Source organism: Photorhabdus antumapuensis (assembly GCF_020387775.1).
Taxonomy (GTDB): Bacteria; Pseudomonadota; Gammaproteobacteria; order Enterobacterales; family Enterobacteriaceae; genus Photorhabdus; species Photorhabdus antumapuensis.
The window spans coordinates 151,628-173,263 of the sequence record NZ_JAHZMK010000015.1 but is presented as its reverse complement, the minus strand read 5'-3'; the positions used below and the strand labels follow the sequence as shown (position 1 = coordinate 173,263).

The 21,636-nt window shown below is 43.4% G+C and carries 18 protein-coding genes; 4 read left to right on the top strand and 14 right to left on the bottom strand.

Annotation, left to right across the window (positions count from 1 at the left end; all coding sequences use genetic code 11):
* Positions 1–47: 47 nt before the first annotated feature.
* The 8 genes from KZ793_RS06770 to hutU form a co-directional block, all read right to left on the bottom strand.
* Positions 48–326 carry a YfcL family protein gene (locus KZ793_RS06770; protein WP_118986344.1) on the bottom strand — a complete coding sequence of 93 codons (279 nt, stop codon included), beginning with the start codon at positions 324–326 and terminating at the stop codon, positions 48–50.
* A gap of 24 nt (positions 327–350) precedes the next feature.
* Positions 351–902 carry an elongation factor P hydroxylase gene (locus tag KZ793_RS06765; protein WP_225814638.1) on the bottom strand — a complete coding sequence of 184 codons (552 nt, stop codon included), beginning with the start codon at positions 900–902 and terminating at the stop codon, positions 351–353.
* Between the two features lie 22 nt (positions 903–924).
* Positions 925–1,728, bottom strand: a complete 804-nt coding sequence (locus KZ793_RS06760) for a sulfite exporter TauE/SafE family protein (RefSeq protein WP_225814636.1) — start codon at positions 1,726–1,728, stop codon at positions 925–927.
* Between the two features lie 89 nt (positions 1,729–1,817).
* Positions 1,818–2,903 (bottom strand): chorismate synthase, encoded by a 1,086-nt coding sequence (gene aroC / locus KZ793_RS06755; protein WP_225814627.1) that lies wholly within the window; start codon positions 2,901–2,903, stop codon positions 1,818–1,820.
* Positions 2,904–2,984: 81 nt separating this feature from the next.
* Positions 2,985–3,917: a 50S ribosomal protein L3 N(5)-glutamine methyltransferase gene (gene prmB / locus KZ793_RS06750; protein WP_225814625.1), complete on the bottom strand. Its 933-nt coding sequence runs from the start codon at positions 3,915–3,917 to the stop codon at positions 2,985–2,987.
* 231 nt (positions 3,918–4,148) lie between these two features.
* Positions 4,149–5,543, bottom strand: coding sequence for an amino acid permease (locus KZ793_RS06745; RefSeq protein ID WP_225814624.1), 1,395 nt, complete (start codon positions 5,541–5,543; stop codon positions 4,149–4,151).
* An 85-nt stretch (positions 5,544–5,628) separates the two neighbouring features.
* Complete coding sequence (hutH, locus tag KZ793_RS06740; RefSeq protein ID WP_225814622.1) at positions 5,629–7,173, bottom strand: histidine ammonia-lyase; 1,545 nt, start codon at positions 7,171–7,173, stop codon at positions 5,629–5,631.
* 8 nt (positions 7,174–7,181) lie between these two features.
* Entirely contained in the window at positions 7,182–8,861 is a 1,680-nt protein-coding gene (gene hutU / locus KZ793_RS06735) for a urocanate hydratase (RefSeq protein WP_225814621.1), read from the bottom strand.
* 542 nt (positions 8,862–9,403) lie between these two features.
* Here hutU and KZ793_RS06730 point away from each other — a divergent pair.
* Together KZ793_RS06730 and KZ793_RS06725 are read left to right on the top strand one after the other, a co-directional pair.
* Complete coding sequence (locus tag KZ793_RS06730; RefSeq protein WP_225814620.1) at positions 9,404–10,678, top strand: FAD-dependent oxidoreductase; 1,275 nt, start codon at positions 9,404–9,406, stop codon at positions 10,676–10,678.
* A 113-nt stretch (positions 10,679–10,791) separates the two neighbouring features.
* Positions 10,792–11,436, top strand: a complete 645-nt coding sequence (locus KZ793_RS06725; RefSeq protein WP_225814619.1) for an HAD family hydrolase — start codon at positions 10,792–10,794, stop codon at positions 11,434–11,436.
* An 8-nt stretch (positions 11,437–11,444) separates the two neighbouring features.
* Here the strand turns inward: KZ793_RS06725 and hutC are convergent, their stop codons facing one another.
* The 3 genes from hutC to hutI all read right to left on the bottom strand — a co-directional run bounded on the left by hutC (position 11,445) and on the right by hutI (position 14,494).
* Positions 11,445–12,176, bottom strand: a complete 732-nt coding sequence (gene hutC, locus KZ793_RS06720; RefSeq protein ID WP_198672792.1) for a histidine utilization repressor — start codon at positions 12,174–12,176, stop codon at positions 11,445–11,447.
* Between the two features lie 105 nt (positions 12,177–12,281).
* Entirely contained in the window at positions 12,282–13,238 is a 957-nt protein-coding gene (gene hutG, locus KZ793_RS06715; RefSeq protein ID WP_225814618.1) for a formimidoylglutamase, read from the bottom strand.
* Positions 13,239–13,255: 17 nt separating this feature from the next.
* Positions 13,256–14,494: an imidazolonepropionase gene (gene hutI / locus KZ793_RS06710; protein ID WP_225814617.1), complete on the bottom strand. Its 1,239-nt coding sequence runs from the start codon at positions 14,492–14,494 to the stop codon at positions 13,256–13,258.
* A 359-nt stretch (positions 14,495–14,853) separates the two neighbouring features.
* On the opposite strand from hutI, the gene smrB reads away from it, so the two are divergent.
* Entirely contained in the window at positions 14,854–15,387 is a 534-nt protein-coding gene (gene smrB, locus KZ793_RS06705; RefSeq protein ID WP_225814616.1) for an endonuclease SmrB, read from the top strand.
* A 20-nt stretch (positions 15,388–15,407) separates the two neighbouring features.
* On the opposite strand, the gene sixA is transcribed toward smrB, so the two are convergent.
* From sixA to fadI, 3 genes are all read right to left on the bottom strand, one after another.
* Complete coding sequence (sixA, locus tag KZ793_RS06700) at positions 15,408–15,890, bottom strand: phosphohistidine phosphatase SixA (protein WP_225814615.1); 483 nt, start codon at positions 15,888–15,890, stop codon at positions 15,408–15,410.
* 314 nt (positions 15,891–16,204) lie between these two features.
* On the bottom strand, positions 16,205–18,388 hold the full coding sequence (gene fadJ, locus KZ793_RS06695) for a fatty acid oxidation complex subunit alpha FadJ (RefSeq protein ID WP_225814614.1): 2,184 nt from the start codon (positions 18,386–18,388) through the stop codon (positions 16,205–16,207).
* Positions 18,388–19,698, bottom strand: a complete 1,311-nt coding sequence (gene fadI, locus KZ793_RS06690) for an acetyl-CoA C-acyltransferase FadI (protein WP_225814613.1) — start codon at positions 19,696–19,698, stop codon at positions 18,388–18,390. Before fadI ends, fadJ begins: the two co-directional genes overlap by 1 nt.
* A gap of 582 nt (positions 19,699–20,280) precedes the next feature.
* On the opposite strand from fadI, the gene fadL reads away from it, so the two are divergent.
* Positions 20,281–21,597: a long-chain fatty acid transporter FadL gene (gene fadL, locus KZ793_RS06685; RefSeq protein WP_225814612.1), complete on the top strand. Its 1,317-nt coding sequence runs from the start codon at positions 20,281–20,283 to the stop codon at positions 21,595–21,597.
* Positions 21,598–21,636 lie beyond the last annotated feature (39 nt).

Sequence of the window (21,636 nt, the reverse complement as noted above, 5' to 3'; positions counted from 1 at the left end):
TCATATCAATTTTGGTAGCACAGTTCGTTTTCTGTCCCTTAATAAAATTATTGAGCTTTAGCATTATCCAGCAGGCGCTGCCAAGTATTAAGAACAAGAACCTGATCCGGTGGCGCCAATTCTCCCGCTTTAATCGCATTTTGGATACTTTCTTCAACACGACTATGTAACTGTTCAGCCGTATGCGCACCTTCCTGCTCCAATTCTGCCACCGCTAGAGTGAGATGCCCGCGGAGATAACCACCAGCAAACAATTCATCATCACTGGCATGATCTACCATGTCATCAATTTGCGCCAAAATACGCGTTTCAAACTCAGCGAGCATTATTTTTCCTCAAATTCAGTATTCTCAATCTGCGAATATATCTTCCGGATAGGGAAAATATTCCGCTTTCAATGGGGGCGTATTGTAGAACGAGTTCAACTCCTGAATAAAGCACTCCGCTCTTACAGGGATCCCCTGCGCCAAATAGTCCATGATCTGAGCATGAACTTTACGCTGAAAAGCTAATCTATCAGGCTCAAAATCCCCTTCAAGGTTGTCACAACTGACATTAAACGGAAAACCTGCCGCAGTACAAAACAACCAATCAAGCGCCTGAGGTTTAATTTCTACTTTTTCAAATTCACTTTGCGTCAGTGCATCACGACCATCCGGGCAATACCAGTAACCAAAATCCACTAGTTGACGGCGCTCTTTACCCGCAATACACCAATGCGCAATTTCATGTAATGCACTGGCATAAAAACCATGAGCAAATACAATCCGGTTATAAGGGACCTCTTCATCTGCCGGTAGGTAAATAGGTTCATTATCACCTTTGACTAAACGTGTATTGTATTCATCACCAAAACAGCGATTAAAAATATCAATAAGTTGTTGATAGTTATGCGTTATCATTAATTAAAAACAAAACCTTGAATCAGAAATAAAATGCCAGCCAACTACGGATCGTATCACCATGATTATCATTCAGTAACTTAATGCTCATCAAAAAAGAGATAATAACAATCATAGGGCGGATCAATTTTTGCCCATGAGTCAAAACTAAACTTGCGCCTAACCGCGCACCAATCACCTGCCCTGCCAACATCACAAGGCCCAATACCCACAAAACTTGACCACCAAGGATAAAAAGCGCTAGTGAACCTATATTAGAAGCAAAGTTCAGTACCTTAGCATGCGCGGTAGATTTCGCCAGGTTATAACCGCACAACATGACATAAGCTAACGCATAAAATGAGCCAACACCGGGGCCAAATATGCCATCATATAAACCAAGCCCACTCCCGACAAACAAGGCAAATACCACAGGTGTCAAGCGACGATGGCGATCTTCCATGCCAATGGCTGGTGTCAAAAGGAAATAAAGACCAATGATAATGACCAGAATCGGTAATAGCTGGCAGAGAAAATCTGGCTTTATAAACTGGACAATAATCGCACCAACCATTGAACCAAGTAATGTCATCAATATGGCAAAGCGTTGAGATTTGAGATCAACCGCACCATAACGGACAAAATAGAAGCTGGCAGAGAAAGAGCCTCCCACTGCCTGCAACTTATTTGTCGCCAACGCCTGCACCGGCGAAACACCAACGGATAACAATGCCGGGATGGTCAATAGACCACCACCGCCAGAAATCGAGTCAATAAATCCAGCCACCATTGCAACCAGAAAGAGCAGACCATAAATTTCTGCCCCTGATGACAATAACCAGTCCATATTTTATCCCATCAACAGAAACCGCTTGCCAACATTAAGCTACCCATTGCAATATCCGGGATTTTTAAAGGCTAGCTTCATTCTCAAGTTCACCAGCGAGGAAGACTAGATTCGATATCAACACACTGTGCCCTCTGGCGTAATAGGTGATCCATCAGCACAATAGCCACCATAGCCTCTGCAATCGGTACGGCGCGGATACCAACACAAGGATCATGGCGGCCACGAGTGACCATTTCCACCTCTTCACCCTGACGATTAATCGTTTTGCCTGGCACCATGATGCTAGAAGTTGGCTTCAACGCAATATGAGCAACAATTGGCTGGCTGCTGCTAATGCCACCCAGAATTCCTCCTGCATGATTACTGGTGAATCCCCGAGACGTCATTTCATCTCTGTTTTCGCTACCACGTAAATTGATAACACCAAAACCATCACCAATTTCGACACCTTTTACTGCGTTAATACTCATCAGCGCATGAGCAATATCAGCATCAAGGCGGTCGAAAACCGGTTCTCCTAATCCAGCCGGAACATTTTCCGCGACAACCGTTACTTTCGCACCAATAGAATCCCCCGCTTTTTTCAGTTCACGCATCAGAGCATCAAGTTGTTCAAGTTTGGTCTCATCAGGACTGAAAAATGGGTTTTGTTCCACCTGTTCCCAATCTTTCAACTGGCAATGGATATTTCCCATCTGGGTCAAGCAGGCACGGACACGAATATCATATTTATCCAGCAAATATTTTTTCGCTATTGCACCTGCCGCAACACGCATTGCCGTTTCGCGAGCAGAAGAACGGCCACCACCACGATAGTCGCGGATACCGTATTTCTGTTCATAAGTGTAATCAGCATGGCCTGGACGAAAAACATCTTTAATAGCGCTGTAATCCTGAGAACGCTGGTCAGTATTTTCAATGAGCAAACCGATACTGGTGCCAGTGGTTACCCCTTCAAATACACCCGAAAGAATGCGAACCTGATCCGGCTCACGGCGCTGCGTTGTATAACGGGAAGTTCCCGGACGACGCCTATCTAAATCAACTTGCAAATCGGCTTCTGTGATTGCAATGCCCGGTGGCACACCATCGACAATACATCCCAACGCCAAACCGTGAGATTCGCCAAAAGTGGTGACCCGGAAAAATTGCCCGATACTATTTCCCGCCATCCCAGTTCCTTCCTGTTAATCGTTCTTTTATTTGACTCTGCCGGTTTTGCATTATTACGCAGCTACAGCCTATTCAATTATTCAATCTTTGAATAAACGAAAATGTTCGTGATGTTCAACCAGCTGTTGACGTGTCAACATAAATACGCCATCACCACCATATTCAAATTCCAACCAGGTAAAAGGCACATCAGGATATTGTTCAATCAAATGCACCATACTGTTACCAACCTCACAAATCAACACACCTTGTTCGGTGAGAAAATTTGGAGCAGTTGCCAGAATACGACGTGCCAGTTTCAAACCATCCGAACCCGCTGCCAAACCCAATTCAGGCTCACGGCGAAACTCTTCCGGCAAGTCACTCATGTCCTCGGCATCGACATAAGGCGGGTTCGTGACAATAAGATCGTATTTAACCGGTGGCATATCGCGGAACAGATCAGAACGAATTGGAATGACCCGGTGGTCAAGACTGTGATTCTGAATATTCTGTTCAGTCACGGCCAGCACATCTGCGGAAATATCCACTGCATCTATTTCCGCTTCCGGGAAAGCATATGCACAAGCAATGGCAATACAACCACTACCCGTGCAGAGGTCGAGGATATTGGCGGGTTGGTCAGGGATCAATCCTGCAAATTCATTATTAATTAATTCACCGATCGGTGAACGCGGAACCAAAACCCGTTCATCAACATAAAATTCATGACCACAAAACCAAGCTCTGTTAGTCAAATAAGCAACTGGAATACGCTCATTAATACGGCGCAATACCCGTTCGACAATACGATGACGTTCAGTTGATATCAGTCGCGCAGTCAGCATCTCTTGTGGGATATCCAGCGGCAAAAACAGTGATGGAAGAACCAGTTGCAGTGCCTCATCCCAAGGATTGTCTGTACCGTGCCCGTAATAAATATTCGCCGCATTAAACCGGCTAACGGACCAGCGCAACATATCCTGAATGGTATATAACTCAGCTACTGCCTCATCGATAAAAATCTTGTCCAAAAACCCCTCCAACCCTGCAAATTCATTAGCCTGCTAGTTTGCCACGATCATTGAGACAAATCAGCTTTATATCAGGTTAATGATATAGAATTTTAAGTGCTAATGTTCAGCAAGCAATGAATTAAGGAATAACAATTAAAAAGGCAGTACAGGTGTTTTATTGCAAATTTTTAATTCATTTTCGGCGCAAACCGTCTTATTCAACAACAAGACGGTTTAGTTTCTACATATTTAACACCGGGTTTCTTTGGCTAATTGAGCGCTCACAATAATGGCATTTTTTCGTATCCATAAATAATAAGCGGATGTTAACAACGCGATCCAGACGCCTCCCACATAGAACGCAATGCGTGTCGCCGGGAAGTAACTGAGAACGGCAATAATAAATATCATAAAAACGATGGTCAGAATCGGCGCAACAGGCCACATCGGTACTGGGAATTGTAATTTTTGGGCTTCTCCCGGTGACATTTTTCTGCGCATAGCAAATTGAGATAGCAAAATCATTAACCAGACCCACACGGTGGCAAAAGTCGCAATTGAAGCAATAATCACGAATACCTGTTTAGGGAGAAAGTAATTGAGGACCACCGCACACAATAACGCTAGTGTCATAACCATGATCGTCACCCAAGGCACGCCGTTACGGCTTAAATGCATAAATTTTTTATGGGCTAATCCTTTCTCAGCCATACCATACATCATACGACCGGCACCAAAAATATCGCTGTTAATAGCCGAAATTGCCGCCGTAATGACGATAATATTCAGAATATTCGCCGCCGAACTAATGCCTAATCCCTGAAATATTGCGACAAATGGACTACCTTCTTGGCCGATGCTGTTCCAAGGGTAAATTGCCATTAATACAAAAATAGTGAGTACATAAAACAGAAGAATGCGAAACGGGATAGAGTTAATTGCTTGCGGGATCACTTTCGCTGGATTTTTAGCTTCACTAGATGTAATACCAATGATTTCAATACCACCAAAAGCAAACATCACAACGGCCAGAGACTCAATAATGCCCCCCAACCCATTCGGCATAAACCCACCGTGTTGCCACAGATTCTGAACTCCCGTTGCCTGAAAATGACCGCTAAAACCAAACAAAATAATACCGGTTCCGGCAATAATCATGGCGCTGATCGCGGCAACTTTCAGAATCGATAACCAGAATTCCATTTCGCCAAATACTTTGACTTTACAAAGATTGAGCGCGCCAATAATGAAAATAATGCTAAGTACCCATATCCAACGCGGCACTTCCGGGTACCATAGTCCCATATAAATACCAAAAGCAGTCACATCGGCCAGACAAACGATGATCATTTCGAAAGTATAAGTCCAACCGGTAATAAACCCAGGTAACGGGCCTAAATATTGATGAGCGTAACTGGCAAAAGAGCCGGCATCCGGTCTGTGGACCGCCATTTCTCCCAAAGCACGCATGACCATAAAAACAGCGGCACCACCCACTAAATAAGCTAACAATACCGCCGGACCGGCCATGTTTATTGCTTCGGCAGAACCATAAAAAAGACCTGTACCAATCGCAGAACCCAACGCCATAAACCGGATATGGCGTGCGTTGAGTCCTCGCTCTAGTTGTAATGAGGCTTGCATGATTTACCCTCTTATCTTTTATTATTGGGTTTTATGAAAGATAAATGTGACAATCAGGCCGGACAGGCGCCGGCCATCGGTTTATTTAACGGTTATTTTTACTCAGTAATATCTGTCCAGAAGGAAGTAACGAGGAGAGATGTTGCTCGGCTAATAGCTGTATAGCAGCAGCAATATCAGGCGCAAAAAAACGATCTTGATCGTAATAATCTACTTTCGCTCGCAGAATACCACGCGCTTTTTCCAGAATCGGGCTGCTGTTCAGGCCATTGCGGAAATCGATTCCCTGGCAGGCAGATAACCATTCAATTGCCAGAATACCTCGGGTATTTTCTGCCATCGCCCATAAGCGACGCCCCGCAGCCGGAGCCATTGATACATGATCTTCCTGATTGGCCGAAGTTGGTAAACTGTCAACACTCGCCGGATGCGCCAACGCTTTATTTTCACTGGCAAGCGCCGCTGCCGTCACTTGTGCAATCATAAAACCTGAATTCACACCACCATTCTCAACCAGAAAAGGCGGAAGCTGTGACATATGTGAATCCATCAACAATGCAATACGTCGCTCTGACAATGCACCTATTTCTGCTAATACCAAAGCCAAATTATCAGACGCCATTGCAACAGGTTCAGCATGGAAGTTACCACCAGAAATCACCTCTCCCTGCTCAGCAAACACCAACGGGTTATCCGATACGGCATTAGCTTCAGTCAGAATAACATCAGCAGCATGGCGCAACTGAGTCAGGCAAGCGCCCATGACTTGTGGCTGACAACGTAATGAATAAGGGTCCTGTACCTTGGAACAATTTATATGAGAATCTGATAGTTCGCTGCTCTCTTCTAATACATAACGATACAATGCGGCAACATCGATCTGCCCCTGTTGCCCCCGTACCGCATGTACACGAGCATCAAATGGTTTGCGGGAACCCAATGCCGCCTCTACGGATAAAGAACCACAAACTATCGCTGTCGCCAGCAAATCTTCTGCCTCAAATAACCCACGTAACGCAAAAGCCGTAGATACTTGAGTTCCATTGAGTAACGCCAAGCCTTCTTTAGCCGCTAATGTAATGGGTTGTAAATTGGCCCTTGCCAGCGCTTCTTTGGCTGGCAGCCATTCGCCCTGATAACGCGCTTGCCCTTCCCCAAGTAATAACAGGCTCATATGTGCCAACGGTGCTAAATCACCAGAAGCACCCACCGATCCTTTACAGGGAATATGAGGATAAATTTCCGCATTGACTAAAGCGATTAATGCCTGAATAACTGCAAGACGAATACCTGAGTAACCACGGGAGAGGCTGTTAATTTTCAATACCATGATCAACCGGGTCATATTATCGTCCAACGCTTCACCGACCCCGGCAGCATGAGAGACGACAAGCGAGCGCTGTAGTTTTTCTAAATTATCTTCTTCAATCCGTGTACTGGCTAATAGCCCGAACCCGGTATTAATCCCATAGGCAGTGCGATTTTCAGCAAGAATCGCATTAACACATTCCACGCTGTGTTCAATAGCAGGAAAAATTTGGCCATCCAGAGTGATTTTTACCGGTTGTAGATAAACCTGACGTAGTTCCTCAAGAGTCAATTTACCTGGATAAATAGTTAGCTGCTTCATAATGTTCCTTATTTTGTATTAAGCATCGGCAAGTCTAATCCTTGCTCTTTGGCACAATGAATGGCGATTTCATAACCTGCATCAGCATGACGCATAACCCCAGTGGCCGGATCGTTATGCAGCACCCGTGCTATACGTTCTGCGGCTTCATCGGTTCCATCACAAACAATCACCATACCGGCATGTTGTGAGAAACCCATGCCGACACCACCGCCATGATGCAGAGAAACCCAGGTAGCACCGCTGGCCGTATTCAGTAAGGCATTTAGTAACGGCCAGTCCGAAACGGCATCAGAGCCATCACTCATGGATTCAGTCTCGCGATTCGGGCTGGCAACAGAACCGGAATCCAGATGGTCACGCCCAATAACAATTGGTGCAGAGAGTTCGCCACTGCGTACCATTTCGTTAAAAGCTAACCCCAGCTTGGCTCGTTGCCCTAAACCAACCCAACAGATACGAGCAGGTAACCCCTGAAAGCTGATACGTTCCTTCGCCATATCTAGCCAATGATGTAAGTGTTTATCATCGGAGAGCAATTCTTTAACTTTGGCGTCAGTTTTATAGATATCCTGTGGATCGCCAGAAAGTGCTACCCAGCGGAAGGGCCCGATACCACGGCAAAATAACGGGCGGATATAGGCAGGAACAAAACCAGGAAAATCGAAAGCATTTTCTACACCAACTTCGTATGCCATTTGGCGAATATTGTTACCATAATCAAAAACAGGAATGCCCTGCTTATGGAAAATCAACATTGCTTTAACATGTTCTACCATTGAAGCTTTTGCTGCTTTGATGACCTCTGCCGGCGCTGAAATAGCACGTTGGCGATATTCTTCCCAACCCCAGTTTTTTGGCAGATAGCCATTGAGAGGATCGTGTGAACTTGTCTGGTCAGTGACCAAATCCGGGCGTACACCACGACGAACTAATTCCGGCAAGATTTCAGCCGCATTACCGCACAGTGCAATAGAGATGGCTTTACCTTCCTGAGTGTATTTTTCGATCCGGGCCAGGGCGTCATCCAGATCTTTAGCTTGTTCATCGACATAACCAGTACGCAGACGGAAATCAATCCTACTTTGCTGACATTCAATATTCAGCGAACATGCTCCAGCCAATGTTGCAGCCAGCGGTTGTGCGCCCCCCATACCACCTAAACCAGCAGTTAACACCCAACGGCCCTGTAAATTGCCGTTGTAATGCTGGCGGCCAGCTTCCACAAACGTTTCATAAGTACCTTGAACAATCCCCTGGCTGCCAATGTAGATCCAGCTACCCGCCGTCATTTGTCCATACATAGCTAGCCCTTTAGCATCCAGCTCGTTGAAATGTTCCCAGGTAGCCCAGTGTGGTACCAGATTTGAATTTGCAATAAGTACCCGTGGAGCATTGCTATGAGTTTTAAATACCCCAACTGGCTTACCCGATTGGATTAACAACGTTTCGTCGTCTTCCAACTTTTTCAGTGTTTCAACAATCTTGTCATAACATTCCCAGTCTCTGGCAGCCCGACCAATACCGCCATATACCACCAGTTCATGAGGATTTTCAGCAACTTCCGGATCAAGGTTATTCATTAACATGCGCAGAGGAGCTTCGGTTAACCAGCTTTTAGCTGTTAATTCTGCTCCTCTCGGTGCCCGGATACTGACATTACGAAATTTACTGTTCTGGGCGGTCACGATCTGGCTCCTTTTTGGTCTTTGGATATTTGTTAAATGTATAGTTGTATATACATGTATATTCAATAGGCCAAACCGTTAACTGAAATAACATATTTATAGGGTTATTATTCTTATTTTCTTATAAATCAATTTGTTAATATTATTTCTTTCTAATTATCAAGGAATAATGTTTTTCTTATTTTTGTGTTTATAGTCACAAATTATTTACATTAATTTTACAAAAATATAATTTAACTAAGAAAAGGTTATTTTGACTTAGCAAAAATCACTCTTTGGATGGAACATCTGTCACTACTAGCAGATCTTTTTTGTCGAAATGAATATTTAATCCTTGACAAATAAAACAAGAAAAGCAAGTTTAGACGCTCTATTTTCGATACCAAGAGTTTCGTATTTGATAAAGGTCATCGGAATAGAATGCTATTTCTAGCAAAAAACGGGATGTACTCCGTAAAACCGAACAAATAATTCAATGCTCAACTCATAGAAAGAAAATGTTCCCAAGAACATTGATTCTGACTAAAGAATGGAGGAGAGAAATGTCTGTATATGATGTCGCTGTTATTGGCGCTGGCCCAGCAGGTTTAGCTGCGGTACAGAAATTGAAAGGAAAAGGTTTACGAGTCGTACTAATCGATAATGGCAAAGCTATTCATGAACGCGATAAAGATAATCTCGTTGAGATAACTGAAGGACACGGTGGCGCAGGGCTGTTTTCTGATGGAAAATTCTCATTTTTTCCTTCTGCCAGTGCACTTTGGGAGTTACCAAATGAACTGGAATTACGGCAAGCTTATGAATGGACATGCACCACACTAAATACATATGGCCTGGACACACCACCATTCCCAACAAATCCCAAAGACTTTACAGTGGGTTCCGGGGAATGGGTATTAAAAGATTATCCCTCTAATTATATGTCTCTTGAAGATAGAATTAATCTTGTTGAAGATATGGTGCAAACGGCAGATGCAGATATCATCACACAAACTAAATTCCTGTCTTATAAATACGTCAGAAAAAAAGATGCTCTGATTATGAATTTAAGAGACAAACATGCCAATACTTATCAAATTGAATGCCGACGAATCATTTTGGCTAGTGGAAGATTTGGTCCATTAGAGATTGCTAATCTGGTTGAAAAACAATCTTTCAATCGGCTAGAAGTTGGGTTCCGCATTGAACAGCAAGAAGATTTAGCATTCTTTAAAAATATGAAGCAACTCGACCCGAAGTTAAAGTTTCGGTCCGATGATGGCATTATTGAATGGCGTACTTTCTGTGTTTGCCGGGATGGCGAAACAGTATTAACAAAAACCCAAGATTTATGGACCGTTTCCGGTCATTCTGACGGCCCTTCTACAGGACGATCTAATGTTGGGTTTAATACACGTATTCTTAATGAAGATATCGCGGACCGAACACTCAACAATGTTGTTTCCGCCATGAAGCAAAAGGATTCTTATTTTAGAATCAAAGTACAAGATATATTAGCAGGAAATGTTCACATAATTACACAGCTTGTCTCTATTTATGGCGAAGAGCTATTCGATAAGATGTTGCAAGGATTGCGTAATATCATTAAAAAATTTCCCGAAATCGATCACGAAAATACGCATATCGTCGGTCCTACATTGGAAGGTGTCGGTTGGTATCCCAGTCTTGATGGCGATTTAAGCCTGGAAACCTCCCATTATCCTGTATGGGTTGCAGGCGACGCTTGTGGAATTTTCAGAGGTATTGTTGCTGCAATGATTAGTGGCCACTATGCCGCCTCAGCGGTTCTTAAGACCTTGGCAGTAGAAGCCGCCTAATTCGTGAGCTAACTAAATAAGCGGGGGATTACTAAGATAGGTAATCCCTATATGTTTACCACCACGAACAAATTTAACCTATCCTTATAACGAAAAAATTACTTAGGTTTATTATGAAAGTATTACATGTTTTTGATATGGATGGCACTCTTCTCAGAGGAACCACAGCAAGTCTGGAAATTGCCCGTACAATGAATTGCCTGACAGAACTTCATCTGCTGGAAAAACAATTTTCTCAAGGAGATATAGATACCAAAAAATTTGCCGCTGAATTACAACTTCTATGGTCAAACTTGCAGTACGCTGACGTTGCTAAAGTTTTTCATGCCTCACCGTGGATTGGAGGAATAAAAGAGGTTTTTGACGATATCAGAACCAAAGGTGAAATATCTATGGTCATTACCCTGTCACCAGATTTTTTCGCCCGACATTTAGAAAAATTTGGGGTTGATATTGTTGTTGCATCAAATTTTCCTGCTTTACCTTTTCGTGAAAAAGTTGATCCAGAACAGATATTAACGCCCGAAAGTAAATTACAGATAGTGAAAAAATATATACAGGAACATGGGCTAAATTTGGAAAAATGTGTTGCCTATGGTGATTCTGGCTCTGACATCCCCTTATTTAATGCTCTTAACAATACGGTTGCCATAAATGGGACGGATAAAATACGTGAAATCGCATTAATCCATTATGAAGGTAATGATCTATGGCAACCCTATCAGCTCATACGGAAAAAAATCAGTTGTGAGTCATAAAGATATAGCTATGAGCTGAAACGTCCTTTCAATTTATACCGATTACCGGGAAATAATAGTCTGGCACTGGAAACAGTGTAATGCGTCGACCAAGTTCGGCGACTAATTAATAAACAGGGAGCCCCTGACTCAATTTGCAACAACTTGCAAGATCGAGGATCGCCAGCAATAGCTTCCACAATGTGTTCACCTTCCGTTAGAGGTGCAATCATTGACAAATAATCGTGTGGCGTAAGTTTCGTAAAATCCTGTTGCAAATAATCAGGCACCGCTTGAGCATTGACATAACGATCTTCTATCTGAACAGGCACATCGTTTTCATAATGGGCAATAACCGAATGATAAATCGGCGTACCAACAATAATGTCCAATTCAGCGGCCTGTTTCACATCCGCATCCAGTTCAGATAATTTTAATATTTTACAGCGATGCTGATGAGAACGAGCTGAAATCTCATCAGCAATGCTGTGAATTTCGAACAACGCGGATTGCCCCTTCGGTTCAGCGACAAATGATCCTACACCTTGCAACCGTACTAATAGCCCTTCAGCAGTCAACTCACGCAGCGCACGGTTAGCAGTCATACGGCTACAGTTAAATTGTTTAACTAATTCAGCTTCAGAGGGGACACGATCATTTGATTTCCATTCACCAGTGTAGATTTTTTCAATGATGGATTGTTTCACTTTGGCATACAGAGGCGCAGGTTTGGCAAATGATCCTGATAAGTGCGTCGTCACAATTAATTCCTTATGCTGTAAAAATGTTAAGTGATTAATTACACTCACTTTATCAAGCTATCTTTGCCAAAATAGAAAACACAATAGTACTGTTATTTTAGATAATCAATACCACCAATGTGCTAATTGCCAGGCAAGACGTGCTGCTGCTCTTCCACCTATACCTTGTATATCAAATATTGGATTAAGCTCAACCAAATCAGCCGCCTGTAGTTTACCGCTCTGACAAATTGGCTGAATTAATTGCAGAAGGCGCTCCAATGGCAGCCCCAATGCGGCTGGCGCAGAGACTGCGGGCATCTGATCAGCAGGTAATACATCCAAATCAATCGTCATGTAAATCAAATCAACTTGCTGGAGTATATCTTGTATCTGCTGTTGCACCTTGTCCAGCATAGTTTCACGACATTGATTATCCCAGATAATCGTAGCGTTCAAGCGATTTGCTTCATCCACCAATGCCTGCGTGTTAGACGCCAAACTTGCACCAATGCAAGTATAGTGAAATAGACGTTGATGTTGCTGACAATATTCAGCAAGTTGACGAAATGGTGTACCAGACGTGGGCTGCGGCGACCGCCGTAAATCGAGATGAGCATCAAAGTTAATAATACCAACACGTTGACGGGGAAAAGCATCATAAACTCCAACACCATGAGCAAAAGCCGTTTCATGTCCACCACCCAATACCAAGGTACGTACATTCTGACGTTGACATTGGGTAACGGCATCAGACAAGGCTTGTTGTGCCTCACTCAATTGATTGGGATTAGCACGAATGCTTCCCAAATCCACCAATCTATCATGCCCTTTATGACTAGCCATATTTGCCAATGACCGCCGCAAATAATCGGGGCCTTGATTGGCCCCTGGCCTTCCCTGATTGCGCTTTACACCTTCATCACATTCAAACCCTAATAGAGCAATATAGTGAGAAAATTCTTCCGGCGTAAAATACGGAGATAGTTTAACTGTTTGAAAAAGCCGTAGTGCATTATCCGCTTCCGCCAAATCATTTCGTCCTTGCCAAATAGTCGGCGAAGTAGCATGCCATAAATTCATTTACCGCTCCTTATCTGTTATATGCTGGAATGAGTCATAACGCCACGAAACACTCTGGTATTCAAAGGGTTATGACCCAACTCATAAAAAATATCAACGGGATTTTCTGCATCCCAGACAACAAAATCGGCGTAAGCTCCTGCACGCAACTGTCCATGACGCTGTTCTCTGCCCAATGCACGAGCCGCATGTCGGGTTACACCTAACCATACCTCTTCAGGAGTCAATCCAAATTGGACACATGCCATATTCATGGCCATTCGCAAAGAAGCAAATGGGCTGGTTCCAGGATTAAAATCGGTAGATACAGCTATCGGCACATTAAATTGCCGCAATAAATCAATAGGTGGGCGCTGTGTTTCTTGCAAAAAGTAGAACGCACCAGGAAGCAAAACGGCAACCGTACCACTGTGACTGAGCGACTCAGCTCCCGCCTGATCTAAATATTCAATATGATCCACAGAAAGACCATGATAGCGAGCGACTAATTCGCTCCCGCCTAAATGAGATAACTGCTCCACATGACCTTTCACTGGAATGTTCCAACGCTGTGCTTCCTGAAAGAGCCGCTCAGTTTGTGTCAGATTAAATCCCACGCTTTCACAAAAAACATCTACTGCCTCGAACAGCCCTTTTTGCCAAAGTTGTGGAAGGATATCTTCGCAAATCAGATCCATATAAGCATCGGGATTATGCTTATATTCAGGTGGACAAGTATGAGCAGCAAGCAATGTGGGGCTGATCTCGATCGGATTATGTCGCGCCAAGTACTGCGCAACCTGTAGCAACTTTTCTTCATTTTCCAGATTTAATCCATAACCCGATTTAATCTCAATAGTGGTTACACCTTCGGCCATAAATGCAGCAAGACGCTGCTGAGCAGAGTGTTCAAGTTGTTCAAGAGAACTAGCTCGAGTTGCAGAAACTGTCGCATTAATCCCCCCTCCCTGAGCGCTGAGCTCAGCATAAGACATACCATTTAAACGCTGCTCCCACTCATAAGCCCGGTTACCACCAAACACTAAATGGGTGTGACAATCGATTAAACCAGGGGTAATCAGGCGTTGTTGGACATCAATTACCTGACAGCAACTAGTCTGTAATGTTGCCGTAGGCAAAATGGCTAAAATTTTGTCATCACGTACCACAAGATCATATTCTTTTAATAATCCGTAAGCTGCATTGACAGCAGGATCCATTGTTGCCAGTCTTGCATTACGCCAGATGATATCAGTATCACGCAGTTCTATTGCCATGATCAGCATCCTGTATTGGTCTGTATCTGATATACCCGTTATCTTTCAAATTGCCTCTTTGTTGGCTGCACTCGCTCACCCCGGTCACATAGTTAGCTATGCTCCCGGGGATTCGCTCCTTTGCCGTCGCGATACACCTTGAAATCCATAGGGTATAAATCAGGTTTAGTTGTATATACATTTATTTTCCAACCAACTGTCATTGTCAAATTATTTTATTAACTACCTGGATATACCTTCTTATCAGCATTTTTAAACCACAAACTCGGTAAAATCAGGTTTTATTAAACATAATCAGGTTTAATAGTTAAAAAGATGCAGTACACTTGTCACAAAATGGTTTAATTAACTGAGCAATGATGAAAAATAAATACCCCCTGAATGAGGAAGAGATTCACTTATTTCAACAATCGGTAGCAGGCACCAAACGCATCAACCAGGATACCGTCTTACATTCTCCCAGAAGAAAAAAAATCAGCTATATTGCCCCTGAACGAGTTCAGCAAGAACAAATTGATGCCAGCTACTATTTTTCTGATGAATTTCAGCCCAACCTTGATACCGAGGGCCCTACCCGTTATGTAAGGGGAGATACAAATCATTATGAATTGAAGAAATTACGTCGAGGTGACTATTCGCCAGAACTGTTTCTTGATTTACACGGATTAACTCAAATGCAGGCCAAACAGGAAATTGGAGCATTGATCGCTGCTTGCCGTCGTGAACATGTCTATTGTGCCTGCATCATGCACGGACACGGAAAACGTATTCTCAAGCAACAAACACCTCTGTGGCTAGCCCAACACCCAGATATCATAGCCTTCCATCAAGCGCCAAAGGAATGGGGAGGTAACGCCGCACTACTGATGCTTATCGAACTTGATGAGCCCTGAGCCAATATGCCGCTGAATTATTAGGCTTTTGCTGCCAATTGAGACGGGCTGACCTGCCAGACAAGAGTACCTTTGCCAGTCTGGCTGTTTAAATCCACGCATATCATTGCAGAAGTTGCAAACATCGGTGGTGTTTCTGCTGGACATAGCTCAGCAACTAAATAGCTGACTAATGGTAAGTGAGAGACAACCAAAACAGCGTTATGACCTTGTTCAGCAAGAAACTGAAGATAACTGCTCACCGTAACAGCATCACCTGACGGCGTTAACCCCAACAGCACTTCTTCACCATCCGGTAAAGATAGGGATTTACGAACAATCTGTAACGTCTGTTCAGCGCGAATATAAGGACTCACCAATACGAGATCAATCTGATGCTTTTGCTGTGCTAACCAACAAGCCATTTTTTGCGATTCATCATAACCGCGAGGAGTCAGTTGCCGGGCAGCATCGCTCATTGCATCTAAAGCCGCGTCACCATGACGCATAATAAAAATTTGCATAGTCCACCGTATGAATGAGTAAGTGCAGTTATCCTACTGCTAATAAATATCAGTAATCTCAACCTGAGTTATACAATAAAAATTGTTACTACAAAAACCATTTCAGACATGACATGGTGAGCAAGCATTCTACTCAAAACAAAAACAAATACGACAACCCAATGGATGTTGCTTGAACATGACTACTCCCCACCCTATCGGGCATTGGACGAAAGTTTACGACGGTTTTTACTAAAAGAGATCTTTTTTATAAAAATACAACGATTCCGGCACCTCAATGACACCGGAATTCATTTTTTCATCAATACAGGCCACTATGAATAAAAACTTTTATTCTGTTCAGCCATTCTTACTAAACACTCACAAGGTACGAATCTGTCTCCATACTGGCTTTCCAGCCTACGCAGAATCTCCACTACTCTGGCACAACCAAGACTATCAATATAACGGAATGGGCCACCAAAGAATGGCGGAAAACCAATGCCAAATACCGCCCCAATATCACCATCACGTGGACTTCTGATAATGCCTTCATCCAGACAACGAACAGCTTCATTAAGCATTAGCATCACACAACGCTGAGCAATTTCTGACGAGAGCATATGCGACTCAGGTGTTATATTCAGCAAGGTATAAATTGAGCTATCAACTTTTTTGCCTTTCTTACCAAATTGCCAGAATTTTCTGGACCCTGAGGCATATAAATAGAAACCACGGCCATTTTTCCTACCCTTACGACCATCTTTCAGTATCACATCGAGAGATTCAGGTGCAGCAAAACGCGGACCCAGTTGTTCTACCAGAATCGGCATGATTTTGGTGCCAACATCAATGCCTACCTCATCTAATAAATTAATCGGCCCTACCGGAAAACCAAAATTAACCAGTGCCCCATCGATATGATCAATGGATTCTCCTACTACCAGGCAATGCGCGGCCTCACTAATATAAGGGACAAGAATCCGGTTTACATAAAATCCGGCTTTATCACCTACCACGATAGCGGTTTTACCCTGTTTCTTCGCCAAAGCAACAACTGTAGCAATCGTTTTATCACTAGTCCCTTGATGTGGAATAACTTCCACCAGCGGCATCTTATCCACTGGACTAAAATAATGCAGACCAATAACCTGCTCTGGTCGTTGGGCTTTTTCAGCAATCTGATGGATAGGTAGCGAAGATGTATTAGATGCAAATATGGTTTCTGATTTAGCATTCGTTTCAATTTCTGCCACCATTTGCTGTTTCAGTGACAAATCCTCAAAAACGGCTTCAACAACAATATCGGTTTGTCCGAAACCACGATAATCCGTCGTTCCTGAAATCAGCATCATTTGCTGAGCACGCTCTGCCGGACGTAGCCGTTTTTGCTTTACCCGTTTGGACAACAAATCCCAAGTATATTTCAGTACCTGGCTAATACCCTTCTCATTAATATCTTTAATCCGCACCGGTAGTTTGCCACGGGTGGCTGTTACATTCGCAATTCCCCCACCCATCAAACCACCACCTAATATGCCAACGCGCTTGATTTCTGCCGGCTTCTCTGATGAACCCGTTTCATTCTTCAACGAAGTTGCAGCAAAAAACAGATTACGTAAAGCAACAGATTCCCGTGTCATCGCTAGCTCACCAAATGCCACCGCCTCAGCCCGTAAACCTTGGCTCATGCCTTTCTCAAGACCTTCTTTGACAACATCAATAATTCGTTCAGGTGCAGGATAATGCCCGCGAGTTTTCGCCAGTGTCTTTTTACGAACGATATTAAATAAAAAGTATCTTCCCATAGGGCCAACTAATAGCCGCTGTTGCCACGGCAAAGGTTTACGTACAGGAATACCCTTTTTGACTTTTTCGATAGCAATGTCCAGCAGAATATCCAACGGCACAGCATCATCTACTAATCCGAGCCGTAATGCCTGTTTCGCCCGTAGCTGTTTACCTGTCAGAATGATATCCAACGCTGAACTAACACCAATAAGTCTTGGTAACCGCTGAGTACCACCAGAACCGGGTAATAATCCAAGCTGAACTTCAGGTAATCCAAGACGAGTTTTATCGTCCAGTGAACATACACGCCAATGACATGCAAGCGCCAATTCCAAACCGCCCCCCAAACAAGCGCCATGAATTGCTGCTACGACAGGCAAGGGATAATTGGCTATCTGAGAAAATAGTTTCTGGCCCTTTTCAGCCAAATCTCGCGCATCTTCTTTGGTCTTACATCCGGCAATCATAGAAATATCAGCACCGGCAATAAACGTATCCAGCTTACCGGAAATCAATATTAATCCTTTAAGACCAGAAGATTGCTGAGCTTGCTTGAAAACATTCAGAAATTGATCAACAAATTCTGCTTTCAGCGTATTTACCTTCTCTCCCGGTACATTAATGGTGATAATGCCGATCTTATCTGGCCTGACATCAAAACTGAAAACAGAAGCAGTTTGGTTTGTACCCGTAGTGATGGGTGCAGCATTATGCTGAGCCTGAGTCATTATTCCACCTCCAATACCATAGCTGTACCCAACCCGCCAGCAGCACAAGCGGTTGTCAGCCCAAGGCCACCGCCACGACGACGCAACTCATTCAATACCTGCGTCACCATACGAGCTCCTGTTGCTGCAAATGGGTGCCCATAAGCGATTGAACCCCCTAAGACATTAAATTTGTCCATATCGACTTCACCAATTGCCTGAGCACGCCCTAATTTATTACGAGCAAATTCATCACTGGCAAACATTTTCAGGTTTGCCAGTGTCTGAGCCGCAAAAGCTTCATGCATATCGATTAAAGTCAGATCTTTCAGTGTAATACCTGCACGATCAAGCGCTATTGGCGTGGCGTATGACGGCCCTAATAACATATCCTGCCAGACATCAATGGCCGAGAATGCATAGCTACGCAGATAACCAAGCGGTTTTGTTCCCAACGCCTTAGCCACTGATTCACGCATCAATATGACCGCAGCTGCACCATCCGTCAGCGGTGTACTGTTTGCCGCAGTGACCGTGCCGTACTTACGGTCAAATGCCGGACGCAGCTTCGCATAAGAGGTCAGTACAGAATTTTTACGAATATTATTATCTTCAAGCAATGCTTCACGGTATGGAGGGAAGTGGGCTGTCATGACTTCATCAACCAACAATCCCTGTTCCCAAGCTTTTGCTGCCAGAATATGGGAGCGATGTGCTAATGCATCCTGATCTTCTCGACTGATACGGTAAGTCTTCGCCATCTGTTCCGCAGTATCTCCCATACGCAGACCTGTCGAATATTCCGCTACCGCCGGAGATACAGGCAATAAATCACGAAATTTAAGGCGGCTAAGTAATTTAAGGCGTTGCGATAGCGTTTTAGCCTTATTCATATCCACCAGAGTACGAGCTAAGGATTTAGTCACACCAATCGGCAATACAGACGAGGAATCTGCTCCACCAGCAATCCCAATATTCACCATACCAGCCATAATACTTTCAGCCACATTAGCAATCGCCTGAAAACTAGTGGCACATGCACGGGATACACTGTAAGCATCAGTACTCACACTTAACCCAGTACCGAGAACGATTTCACGGGCAATATTTGGCGCTTCAGGCATTTGCACTACTTGCCCAAACACCAGTTGGTCAATCTTTTCAGGGAGTAAACCACTCCTTGTCACAAGTTCACTGACGACTGATTTACCCAAATCCACAGCCGGTATGTCGTGATACGATGTTGCCTGTTTAGCAAATGGAATACGTAGCCCACTGACAATGGCGATACGATCACCTTGCTGTGTCACTTTTGTTAAAGGACGACTCATAACGGCTCCTGAAAGATTATCGTTAACTGAATCAAATTACTGAAAAAACTCTTCAACCAATCTGGACAGGTCTGACCTGATAGATCATTGTTAGCGTAATGTTTATAAATAGCAAACCTGAATAAACCAAAAATGAGAGGAAGCGCAACTTTAATTTATTTAACAGCTAAATGGTTTCAAGGCTTATTCGAACATGTTCGCAAGCTTTTGTGCGACACTGGCTTATTACATCAGTCACAATTTCATTACTCAAATATTCATAAATAATTTTAATATCTTATCCCTCATTAACTACTGGAAAACTCGTTCTACCCTTAAAGTATATTTATCTGCCGAAATTTGATCTTAAAAAATCATTTTTAAACGTTTTTATTAATATCAAAAATCATTTTTTTGTTAACTGAGTCGCGTTTTTGATATCAACTTGGTAATATTTTAAAAACATCCTTGCAACATCAGCTGCTATCAGACCTATACTTCACAACTGGTCTGATTTGTCATCAAGGCAAACCGACCCTACAATCCTGCGCTCCTTGCTAAGATAAGTGGCATAGTTAAATAATAAACAAGAGGGTTTTGGTTATGAACCAGAAAAACCTGTTCACCCGTTCAGCATTAGCGGTTGCAGTGGCAATAATTTCATCGAATGCTGGCGCTGCTGGTTTCCAGTTAAATGAATTTTCTACTTCGGCTTTGGGCCGCGCTTTTTCCGGGGAAGGCGTTGTTGCTGATAACGCAACGGTAGGAAGTCGTAACCCAGCAGCAATGACGCTGTTTGATCGCCCATCATTTTCTATTGGTGCCGTCTATATCAATCCAGATGTTGATATCACAGGCAAATCCAAAGCGACGGGTAAAAGCACCAACGCTAAAAATATTGCGCCTACCGCGTGGATACCTAACATACATTTTATTATGCCAATTGATGATCAATGGTTTGTTGGTACTTCTGTTACCACCAACTTTGGTCTGGCTACCAATTTTAGCAACAACTACGAAGCCGGCCCTATCGGCGGTAAAACTGACCTGACAACGTTGAACTTCAACCTGAGTGGCGCTTATCGTCTAAACGATAACTTTAGCTTTGGTTTAGGACTGAACGCTGTTTATGCTGATGCGGAAATCGTCCGTCATGCGGGTATTCTGGCGAGTCAAACCGGAGGTGTACTAAAACCAACTGATGAAGTTGCTAATCTGTCAGGCAAAGATTGGGGCTATGGTTGGAACGCGGGCATCATGTATGAAGTAGATGAAAATAACCGCTACAGTCTGACTTACCGTTCTAAAATTAAAGTCAAATTTAAAGACGGTGACTATAAAAATGACGTACCTGTACAGCTAGGTCAAATGCTGCAAAAGAAAGGAATAAACCTACCTGCTACCGGAGGCCAAACTATTGGTGGTAGATTGGATCTCAATTTGCCAGATATCTGGGAAATTTCCGGTTACAACCGTGTAGCCCCTAAATGGGCTATCCACTATAGCTTGGCGTATACAGGCTGGAGTGAGTTTAATGAACTGAAAGGCACCAAAAATAAAGACGGTTCAGTCCTGTTTACTAAACATGAAGGTTTCAAAGATGCTTACCGTATCGCTTTAGGTACAACTTATTATCACGATGACAATTGGACATTCCGTACAGGTATCGCCTTTGATGATAGCCCGATTCCTGCTGAAAACCGTTCTATCTCTATTCCCGACCAAGACCGTTTCTGGTTGAGTGCAGGTGCAACTTACGCGTTTAACAAAGATATGTCTGTTGACGTAGGCGTTTCTTATATGCATGGCCAGAAAGTCACGGTCAAAGAGAAATTGGTCGAAAGTCTACCTTACACATATGAATTTGATGCGAAAGGTTCTGCTTGGTTATATGGTGTGAACTTCAACTACGCATTCTGATAATATGTAGCGCCTAAAAAAGGATAGCCTCGCTGCTAT